This is a genomic window from Candidatus Limnocylindrales bacterium, from assembly GCA_035559535.1.
Taxonomy (GTDB): domain Bacteria; phylum Moduliflexota; class Moduliflexia; order Moduliflexales; family JAUQPW01; genus JAUQPW01.
On record DATMBG010000002.1, the window covers coordinates 97,856 to 108,450 of the forward strand.

Below are 10,595 nucleotides of genomic sequence, written 5' to 3' on the forward strand. Positions count from 1 at the left end.
CCTAATCATCCCACCATCTTATCCTCACCCTCATCCTCACCATACCGGGAAGGATAAATCAAGCAAAAAATACGGAAATGGTATTAAAAAATAAAGGATTGACTTTTTTCCAAGGACCGACTATACCTGACCGAATATATCCTTGAGGTTAAAACTTCTTGGAAGGAGAGAAAATTCTTAAAAAAATCCATCCAGGAGCCAAGATATGAGGATAATCCCACAGGCTTTAGGCCTAATGGATCTTTTGGAGCAAGATATTCCATTTTGTATCCAAACATTTCGGGTTTAAAGTAAGATAATAAAAAGTAAGATAATAATTGATTCCGTAAGGGCACGACGCGCCGTGCCCTTACTAAAGGAGGAAGATTTTATGAACCAAGAAGACCTCTGTTTTATGCCGGCAACCGACCTGGTAGCAGCTTTTCTGGCGAAGAAATTATCTCCTGTAGAGGTTATGGATGCCGTTATTGCACGGATTGAACGAATCAATCCCATAGTAAATGCTTTCTGTACCTTAACCCTGGAAGAGGCCCGTCAAAAAGCAAAGGAGGCTGAGGTAGCCATCATGCGAGGAGATCGCTTAGGGCCTCTGCATGGAGTTCCTGTCTCCATTAAAGACTTAGTTATTACCAAAGGGGTAAGGACCATGCGGGGATCTAAAATTTATGAGAATTATATACCCGATGAAGATGCCCCGGTGGTAGAGCGCTTGCGGGATGCCGGAGCCATTATGCTGGGTAAGACGACCACCCCAGAGTTTGGATGGAAGGGCGTGACCGATAGTCCGGTTACCGGCATCACACGTAACCCCTGGAATCTGGAACGGACCTGTGGAGGATCCAGTGGGGGAGCTGGGGTTGCCGTTGCGGCAGGTCTGGGGCCGATTGCCCAGGGTTCTGATGGTGGAGGATCGATTCGTATCCCCAGCAGTTTTTGTGGCATTTATGGTCTAAAACCTACGTATGGCCGGATAGCCGCTTATCCCCCCAGCGCTATGGAGACCTTTTCCCATCTGGGTCCGATGACCCGAACGGTCAAAGACGCAGCTCTTATGATGCAAGTCATGGCTGGTCCTGACGAGCGGGATCGCCTCTCTCTCCCCGCCCAAAATATAGATTATCTGGCCGCCACCGAGGGAGATATTCGCGGGCTCCGCGTGGCCTGGAGTGTCGATTTGGGTTATGCCGCTGTCGATCCGGAAGTGGCACGAATCACCGAAGCGGCTGCGAAGGTATTCATCGATTTAGGATGTCAGGTAGAAGCGGTCGATCCGGGATTTGGGAATCCAGAGCCCTTTTTTGCAATCTTTTGGATCGGAGGAATCGGTACCTTTATCAGTGATTACCTTCCCAAATGGGAATCCCAAATGGACCCGGGACTGCTTACGTTTGCCGAGCAACTCAAGAGTCTGACTGCAAAGGACTATGTCCAGGCTACTTTTAAACGGGTAGAATTCTGGCAAAAGGTCCGAAAATTCTTTGAGAAATACGATTTGCTTCTGACCCCTTCCGTTGCAGTACCTCCCTTCCAGATCGGGATCAACTCACCTCCGGAAATCGCAGGTGAAAAAATTTCCTGGATCAACTGGACGCCTTTTACCTATCCTTTTAATCTCACCGGACAGCCTGCTGCTACGGTCCCTTGTGGTTGGACCCAGGATGGGTTACCGGTTGGTCTACAAATTGTAGGTCGACGCTACGATGAAGCCACCGTACTCAGAGCCTCGGCGGCCTTTGAGAGGGCAAAACCCTGGGCAAATAAACGACCGAAGCTATAAATAGAAAAAGAGGATGGGGAAAGGAAAAAATCAGGGCTTTCTCCCATCCTCTTGACAATAAGTAGTAGGGGCGTAAGGCCTTACGCCCCTACTTTGGTCAATAGTTGATAAGCCAGGGTAGAGGGTATCTATTTCAAACGGGATTCACATCGGGCATGGTCCGTTAAAACCTGGATTCGATGAACCAGGACCTCAAAAATACCCTGGGAAACGGCCGGATAATCTTCCAGGATTTCCCAAAAACTCTCCCGGTCCAGTTTTAAACAGAGGCAATGTTCCAGGGCGCGAGCAGAGAAAAGACGGGGTTGACGCGTGAGCACCTCCAGGGTACCGAAACTTTCACCGGGTTTAACCAATTCTACGTGCCCGGAAGTTCGGTGTAATTCCACATTTCCACTCACCAGGCTAAAAATCTCTTGAGCCACCTCTCCTTCGGTAAATATAACCTGACCGGGTTGAAACTCTACTTCCTCACTTTCATTGCTAAGCAAAAGTAATTCATGGGGACCCAATCGGGAAAAAATATCGGTCTTACCCAAACTTTCTAGTTTCTGAATCGTGGTAAGGGAAAGATTTTTTTCTTGTGGATGATCGGACGTTTCCATTTGTGCGCACCTCCAATTTAAAGTTTCCTCAACCAGGGATAAATCGGGAAGGGCCTCAAGAGCCTGCTTAATGGCATCTTTCCATAAGACCAATTCAGCAGGGGTAAGATCGGCTATTGCCGCTGCAGCCGGCAGTGGATCCCGATCTAACAGATAATGGAATAGCAGGTCTCTACGTTCGGTGGGGTTAGGCGACCTTTCCTCTCTTTGTTGATGGGGTTCTAATAAAGGGAGAATACCATTTCGATGCCTGGGGCTGAGAATTTCATCTAAAAATTCCAAAGACGCCTCTACATAGGATCTGTTTCCCCTGAGTAAAGCCAGATAAGCATTGTAAATCCGAGTCGGTTCATAGAGTAGACCTAACAGGCGAAAAATGCGCTCACGGGTCCAAATCTGTCTTTGATATAGAACGGCCTCCATGAGCCCCTTGGGCCTTGGTGAAAAAGATCGAGCAAATTCGATTTCTCTTTTAAGGATATCCATTTCCCATTCTAATAAGGACTCCAAAGAGGAGCGGAAAGGTTCAAGGGATTGATGTTTTTGAAGCCGGTTTAAGGCTTTAATCGCCAAAAACCGGAGAACTAAATCTGATTTCCTGGCCGTTGCCAGGAGCAGCCAGGGAACCCGGGGTCCACCAATATCTGCCAGAATCTTGAGAGCCAACTTCTTTTGCTCAAGAGATCTTCGATCGTCTTCCAATACCCGTCTGAGATGGGGAAATAGCGATTCCCCGTAACCGGTAAGTGCCGTACGAACTTCAGATCGTAACCCCGGATTTCGTAAGGCTTTTATCAAAGTTGGGGCAACACTGGAAGGGTGAGTTCGGGCAATACCGTGTAAAGCGGCCTTCCTGACTTCAGGGGAAGGATCTGATAACAATTGTTGATAAAGCTGATCCGAGAAGGCCGAAGGTCTTGCATATTCCAGAACATGGGCTATTTCTATACGGACTTCAGGATGAGACTGATCTAATGACCGGGATATCAACTCTTCCAGCTTCTTATATCCCATCTGTTGCATAGCATCTGACTCTCCATTTAATAGGGAAGCACAGGCAGCAGCTTGTAGAGCCAGGTCAGGATGCCTTAGAAAACGTTGAAATTTTCTAGTTCGACGCGAGGAACGGCAGCCCAGGTAATGAACCGCTTCAATTTGAACCCTCCGATCAGGATCCTTCAGCAAGGGTTTAACTTGATCCGAGAGATTTTCATCCTGTGAAAAGAGTACTTGCAGGGCTTTGAGTCGGATCTCTTTATCCCTATGTTTAAGGAGAACTCCTAAATAGGATCCCAAATCATGATGGTTACTGGTTTCCAGGAGTTCTAATAAATCCAATAACGTCTGTTTTCCGGAACTCCGAAGTACCTCGGGAAGAAGGCGATAAAAATCAGGTGTAAAGAGGGTCTCTTTGACAGCTGCCAGGTCAATTTCTTCGTATTGGAGGGTGGCTTCTAACATCTGGGGATATTCACGGCGTAAAAAAACGGTGGAACCGATCCAGATCCCCAAAAGGGGTAAACTGATCCCAGCAAGGACAGAAACAGGAAGATGAGCTACCGAGAACAATAAGACCAATAACAGAGCTGCTATCCCTTCCGCCACCCGCACACCGATGATCTCAATAAGGGATTTAAGCCGGATTTTAGTAGGATCTGGAAGAATCGTATAAAGAACTTCCAGGGAAGAACGATCAACCGAATGTTTAAAAAGCTGCTCACTTCCTTTGAGAAAGACCACCGACCATAAGGAGTTCGTGGCCAGGGTCAGGCTGTTACCAATCGCCAAAGCCAGGGGAAGGAAAGAGAGAGCGGTAGCTGCTCCCAGGCGCCTCATAATCCAAGAGGTGGCAAATATCTGGAAAATTAAGGCAGCACCTCCTAAATAGGCGTAGAAAGAACCAAAGAAAGTTGCTAATTGTTGATCTGTCGCCAATTCTCTTTGAGCAATAACCTTAAATTGGAAATCGGCAAAAGCAGAAACCAGAGTACTGATTGCTACCACCATCAGCACCAGGATAACAAACCGCCGTCGGATCTGTATGGGTTCCTTGGAGGAACTGGAATTTTCCTTACCCTCATTTTTGGGGGTAGATAGAGTCCAACTCATTACTAAGGTAAGAAACATCAAGACTGCTGCGGTTGGAAGTAAAGCCGGAACATCCCAGCCTTTGGCAATCCATTTGGAGAATAATCCTCCCATGCTTCCCCCTACAATCCCACCCGCTCCGATGATCCCTAGGGTCCGTTTAGCCTGTCGGGTCAGAAGTCGTTGATTAATCAGCGACCAAGCCTGAACAGGTGCTAACGTTCCAAAAATATCGGCCCATACAAAGAGCAAGGGAATTGCCAATCCCCATTTTTCATGGATTCCCATCCAGAGTAAGAGAGTTCCACCTATAAAAACAATCAGACAGGCGCTTATGGCCCAACCTAGGGAAAAAACCCTATACAAACGCAGATAGGTAACGGTAACTAAGGAAGTGGTAAGGGTGGTAAGAACCTCAAAATAAGGTAATACCCACGTTGAATAGTGGCTAAGAAAGAGGGCATCCCGAGCCGATTTAAGAACAATGAAAGCAGCAATCACGGTGAAGAGCAAAAACGCAAAGAGAAAACTCAGCCCTCGCTCCTCTGTTTTCAACGGAGAAAGGATATTCAACTGGATTCTCATTTCTTTTTAGAAAAAAATTCTCTTAAAAAGACCTAAAGTTTCAGATACTCAAATTAAATACTCTAAGATCTCAAGGAACCTCTCTTTTCTCTAAATATCCATCTAAATTTCTCAGCCAGCAAGAATTATGCCCATCAGGCTTGAAGAGGACATAAGAGAATTATCTATACTCTCAACCGGCTAAGAGGTCTTGCCCAGATGAGATCTAGAATAAGGACCGGGTCACCCACAAGAAATTTCCCTTGAATTTGAATTCCAGGCTATGAAAAACACTTGATCCTGAAGGTCAGATCATTTATACTCTATAATGACCTAAATCCATAAAAGGAATTGACTGAATACCTCCCCTGTAAACTGCGTGGAAGAGTCCATCTGCAGAGGACAAAATTCTTCCTGCCGAAACGATTAGAGCTTTAAAGCCCCTTAAACAATTTTCTCAGGTCTTTAAATGGTCTGAGAATGAACGGTACATAGGATGAAAGTCTTATAAAATTTACCAGGCTTGACGAAGCCGAATCCAGGATAGTGTATATTATAAAGGTATCAACCTTGCATCTGGTTTTGATTCCATAGTTCTGCAAAGGTTGAAGGAACCAACTTTATAGTGAACGGCCCTACCTTCTGTAAAACCAGGGGTATCGGATAACCGATGAAGTCATGATAGGTCAGATGATTTCACATTATAGAATCCTTCAAAAACTCGGTCAAGGGGGTATGGCAGAAGTCTATCTGGCCGAAGATACGAGACTTCACCGTCAGGTTGCCCTAAAATTTCTTTCCTCTTCCCTGAGGGGGGATGAAGAAATCCGAACCCGTTTTGAGCGAGAAGCCCAAGCGACAGCCACTCTCCACCATCCTAATATTGTTGTTATCCATGAATTGGGCGAGTTCGAAGGGCGATTCTATATCGTCATGGAATATGTAGAAGGAGAATTATTGCGAGAACTCATCGATAAAAGGACCCTCTCGCTTCAGGAAGCCCTGGGCATTACCATACAAATTTGTGATGGGTTAAGTAAAGCCCACCAGGCAGGGATTATACATCGAGATATCAAACCGGAGAATATCGTTCTGAGTCAGGATGGTTGGGTGAAGATCCTGGATTTTGGTCTGGCCAAGTTGCAAGGAGCCAGCAAACTTACCGAGGAGGCCTTCACCCTGGGTACTGTTGATTATATGTCTCCGGAACAAGCCCAGGGAGAGTCTATCGACCATCGAACGGATATCTGGTCTTTAGGCGTGGTACTTTATGAAATGGTCACCGGTAAACTTCCTTTTTACTCAGAGTCTAAAATGGCCGTTCTTTACCAGATTGTTAATGAAGAGCCCCACCTGCTACCTTTGGTCGATGCCGGAATGCCCAGGGAGTTAGAAATCATCTTGAAAAAGGCCCTGCAGAAAAATCGTGAAAAGCGCTATCAATCGGTAGATGAATTCAAAGCAGATTTGAGATCCCTCCAGAAAGGAAGGAGTTTAGAAGCTCCCATTAAATTGATCGCTAAAACAGAGCCTCGCCGGAGAAAGCAGTTTTATTTTTATTTTATTTTGATGGGCACCCTGGCTTTACTTATCGGGGGAGGAGGCTATATTTTCAAGTCTGAACTCATCAATTTGGGATTGCAAATTTTAAATACCCGTCTACAATCCCCGGGACCGATTTACCTGGATAAATATCGGATTGCCGTATTGCCCTTCGCCAGTATCAGCCCTGATCCAAAGGATGAATATTTTGCCGACGGGATAACAGAAGAGCTTATTTCAACCCTTTCAAAAATCGACGATCTCAGTGTCATCGCCCGTACTTCTGTTATGCCTTATAAAGGTACCACCAAAAGTATTGCCGAAATCGGACAGGAGTTAAGGGTTGGAACCATCCTTGAGGGTAGTGTTCGCAAAGCAGAAAATAAGTTACGGATCACCGTGCAACTCATAGATGTACAAAGCCAGGCCCATCTGTGGTCCCAGGAATATGATCGAGAGTTTAAGGAGGTATTTGTCATCCAAAGCAATATTGCCCAGAGGGTTGCAGAGGCATTAAAAGTACAACTCATGGTAGGAGAAAAGCGACAGATCGAAAGGCAGGCAACAGAGAATGTGGAAGCCTATACCTGGTACTTGAGGGGAAGATATTTTCAGGGCAAAAGGACTGAGGAAGGATTAAAGACGAGTATTGAATACTTTGAGCGGGCGATCGAAAAAGATCCGTTTTATGCCTTGGCCTATTCGGGACTGGCCGATTCGTATAACTTACTGGCCATTTATGGTTATCTTTCTCCCAAGGAAGCTTACCCCAAGGTAAAAATGGCAGCAGGAATGGCCTTAGAAATGGACGACTCCCTGGCTGAAGCCCATACCTCCCTGGCTTTTACCAAACATCGTTTCGATTGGGACTGGTTGGGAGCCGAGAGGGAGTTCAAGCGTGCCATTCGGTCCAATCCCAGCTATGCTTCAGCGCATCACTGGTATTCACTCCTTTTGAGCCAGATGGGACGGACCGAAGAGAGCTTCGCAGCAATTAAACGGGCTCAGGAGTTGGATCCCCTCTCCTTGGTCATAAATACCGATTTAGGAACTTACTTCTATTATACCCGACAATACGACCAGGCGATTGCATACTATCAGAAAACCCTTGAAATGAGCCCGGACTTTGCCCGGGTGTATCTGGATCTGGGTACAACTTATGAGCAAAAGGGAATGTATAAAGAAGCCATTGCGACCTTCCAAAAAGGCGTTATGCTTTCCGGAGGTAATTCACTGATGATGGCATCGCTGGGACACGCCTATGCCGTATCGGGTAGACGAGAGGAAGCACGAAAAATCCTCCATGAGCTACAACATCAAACCAATCAGGAGTATATCGTACCCTATGCCGTTGCACTCATTTATATCGGTCTTAATGAAAAGGACCAGGCTTTCCAGTGGTTAGAAAAAGCTTATGAAGAACGCTCCGGTTGGTTGGTGTTCCTCAAGGTAAATCCCCTACTCGATCCCCTGCAAAGCGACCCGAGATTCGGCGAATTACTCAAAAAGATAGGTCTGGAAAAGTGAAGAGCGGGATTGTAAAAGTCCTCTCAGGGATTAATAACCTGATAAGCCGTTTTCTGGTATGGCGAAAAATAGAAAATGGATTATCTTCTTAACAGGGAAAAGATATTTTGAAATGGGTCTTTAAAAAAGAAGCGAGGGTTCTACTTTATGGTTTTTGTGGTTCTTCTGGCGCTTTTACTGGCATTGGTCTTTGATTACATCAATGGATTTCACGATGCTGCCAACTCTATAGCTACTGTAGTTTCAACGCGTGTCCTATCCCCCAAACAGGCCGTTGTTTGGGCGGCATTTTTTAATTTTGTGGCCGCTTTTGGCTTTGGGGTTCATGTAGCTAACACCATTGGAAAAGGGATTATTACCCCCGGGATTGTAACAGAGTACGTTATTTTAGCCGGGCTTATAGGAGCCATTACGTGGAATTTACTAACCTGGTATTATGGAATACCCAGCAGTTCTTCCCACGCTTTAATCGGAGGATTTATAGGAGCAGCCATAATCAAAGGCGGACCAGGAGTCCTTATCTGGAGCGGGTTATCTAAAATCCTCCTTTTTATTGTGCTATCCCCCCTTATCGGTATGATCTTAGGGTTTAGTTTCATGGTTGCTACTTACTGGATTTTTCGAAACTTTTCACCCTGGATGGTTGATACCTATTTTCGTAAATTGCAACTGGTTTCGGCGGGGTTGTATAGTTTAGGTCATGGAACCAATGATGCCCAGAAGACCATGGGGATTATTTCCATTCTGCTATTCAGCGCCGGATGGTTGGGGGATACTTTCTATGTACCTTTCTGGGTGGTTCTTCTCAGCCATGCAGCCATTGCTTTGGGGACCTTAGCCGGTGGATGGCGAATTGTTCGAACCATGGGAACCAAAATAACCAAATTAAGACCGGTGGGGGGATTTTGTGCAGAAACTGCAGGGGCCATAACCCTCATAGGAGCCGCTACGGCAGGTATTCCCATCAGCACGACCCATACTATAACTGGTGCCATTATCGGTGTAGGAGCCACCACCCGTTTGTCGGCCGTTCGATGGGGAGTAGCCCGGGAAATCGTCTGGGCCTGGATATTAACCATCCCTTTGTCCGCTCTCATCGCGGGTATCTCGTATTTTTTAATTGAACAGATCCGCTCGATTTTTTAAAAGGAGGCTTGGATGCTAAATCATTTTATTAAGTTATTGTTACCCCCCAGTGATCAATTTTTACCTTTATTAGAAGAGGCAGCTCAAAACCTGTGGGCGGGGGCCCAGGTCCTAAAAAAACTCAGTTTTGCCCAATCAGAAGAGGAAATTTTTAAAATTGTTCGGGAACTCAAGGATGTGGAACATCGGGGAGATGAAATTACACGAACCATCCTTGAAGATCTTAACCAGACCTTCGTAACCCCGCTGGATCGAGAAGATATCCACGCTTTAACAACCTCTCTGGATGATGTCCTCGACTACCTCTACGCCTGCGGGGAGCACATCCAGTTATTTAAGCTAAAAGCCCTGACGGAAGATATGAAGAACCTCGTCAGTATCATTGGGGAGTGCACCGAGGAACTTCGCAAAGCTGTCCCTCTTTTAAAAAATTTGCGAAACTCCGACCAGATTAAAACACGTTGTATCCGATTAAGCAAGTTAGAAACCGAAGGAGACGATGCCTTTCGGCAGGCTATGTCCAGGCTTTTTGAGAAAATTGAAGATCCTGTAGAAATTATAAAACAGAAAGATATTTTGGAAGCTATGGAAAATGCCATAGATAAATGTCGTGATGCAGCAGATGTTCTTTGGGGGGTTGTTATCAGTAACGCCTAGGTAGCTTCCTGAAACTCATAATACGAAACCCTCAAGAACCGATTAAGAATCTCTTCAAGTTTTTGTCTAGAAATGAAACCCTGGATCCTCACCAAAGGAATTTCTCCATCCAGGAGAAGCAAAGTCGGTAAAGAAAATACCTCATAGTCAACTAAAAGTTGATTTGTTGGGTATTCTTCAACATTGATCTGCCTGAACTCCAGTTCTCCTTTATAAGAATTCCTGAGCTCTGAGAGAACAAGAGCTAAAGATCGAGAAACCCGGCAAGCAGGAGCATGAAAATGGAGTAAAAGAAGAGGGGCTGTCAGGGTAGCAGCCTTCTTGGAAATCTTTTTACAATCGGTTAATACATTCATACAAAAATTCCTCCTTTCGGCTTTCGAAAAGTTAAGCTAATTCCTTATCTTACATCTTAAGTATAAAGTGTAATTATTAACCCTTTATGATGGAGGGATTATGTTTTAGTAACCCTTTTCAGAAAGATTAAGGGGTTGACAGGGTTAGGAGACAGACATCTATTAATAGATGGATGGAAAAATACTGGTTCAAACCTACTGATCTTTGCATAAATTGCTAATAATCTCTAGCTATAAGTTAGACAGGGAAGTAAAATAAATTTTATGAAACTGACCCTGTCAAACCAAACTAAGGATTGGCGCGAAGGCCGCCGTCTTCGCGCCTTGGAACTC

Annotated in this window: 6 protein-coding genes; 4 read left to right on the forward strand and 2 right to left on the reverse strand. The window is 45.4% G+C overall.

Going from position 1 to position 10,595, the window contains the following annotated elements:
• The first annotated feature begins 370 nt into the window (after positions 1-370).
• Entirely contained in the window at positions 371-1,777 is a 1,407-nt protein-coding gene (locus VNM22_00505) for an amidase (GenBank protein HWP45613.1), read from the forward strand.
• Positions 1,778-1,905: 128 nt separating this feature from the next.
• Here the strand turns inward: VNM22_00505 and VNM22_00510 are convergent, their stop codons facing one another.
• Positions 1,906-5,055 (reverse strand): HEAT repeat domain-containing protein, encoded by a 3,150-nt coding sequence (locus VNM22_00510; protein HWP45614.1) that lies wholly within the window; start codon positions 5,053-5,055, stop codon positions 1,906-1,908.
• Positions 5,056-5,724: 669 nt separating this feature from the next.
• On the opposite strand from VNM22_00510, the gene VNM22_00515 reads away from it, so the two are divergent.
• From VNM22_00515 to VNM22_00525, 3 genes are all read left to right on the forward strand, one after another.
• The gene (locus tag VNM22_00515) at positions 5,725-8,103 is read left to right on the forward strand and encodes a protein kinase (GenBank protein ID HWP45615.1); all 2,379 of its coding nucleotides are present in this window, start codon (positions 5,725-5,727) and stop codon (positions 8,101-8,103) included.
• Between the two features lie 147 nt (positions 8,104-8,250).
• Positions 8,251-9,249, forward strand: coding sequence for an inorganic phosphate transporter (locus VNM22_00520; GenBank protein HWP45616.1), 999 nt, complete (start codon positions 8,251-8,253; stop codon positions 9,247-9,249).
• 12 nt (positions 9,250-9,261) lie between these two features.
• On the forward strand, positions 9,262-9,906 hold the full coding sequence (locus VNM22_00525) for a DUF47 family protein (protein ID HWP45617.1): 645 nt from the start codon (positions 9,262-9,264) through the stop codon (positions 9,904-9,906).
• Here the strand turns inward: VNM22_00525 and VNM22_00530 are convergent.
• A complete protein-coding gene (locus tag VNM22_00530; protein HWP45618.1) occupies positions 9,903-10,262 on the reverse strand; it encodes a thioredoxin family protein in 360 nt (119 codons plus the stop codon). The two genes, VNM22_00525 and VNM22_00530, sit on opposite strands and share 4 nt — an antisense overlap.
• Between the last annotated feature and the right edge of the window lie 333 nt (positions 10,263-10,595).

Coding starts and splice junctions, on each gene's coding strand:
- VNM22_00505 (HWP45613.1), top strand. CDS start 371: ATGAACCAAGAAGACCTCTGTTTTATGCCGGCAACCGACCTGGTAGCA.
- VNM22_00510 (HWP45614.1), bottom strand. CDS start 5,055: ATGAGAATCCAGTTGAATATCCTTTCTCCGTTGAAAACAGAGGAGCGA.
- VNM22_00515 (HWP45615.1), top strand. CDS start 5,725: ATGATTTCACATTATAGAATCCTTCAAAAACTCGGTCAAGGGGGTATG.
- VNM22_00520 (HWP45616.1), top strand. CDS start 8,251: ATGGTTTTTGTGGTTCTTCTGGCGCTTTTACTGGCATTGGTCTTTGAT.
- VNM22_00525 (HWP45617.1), top strand. CDS start 9,262: ATGCTAAATCATTTTATTAAGTTATTGTTACCCCCCAGTGATCAATTT.
- VNM22_00530 (HWP45618.1), bottom strand. CDS start 10,262: ATGAATGTATTAACCGATTGTAAAAAGATTTCCAAGAAGGCTGCTACC.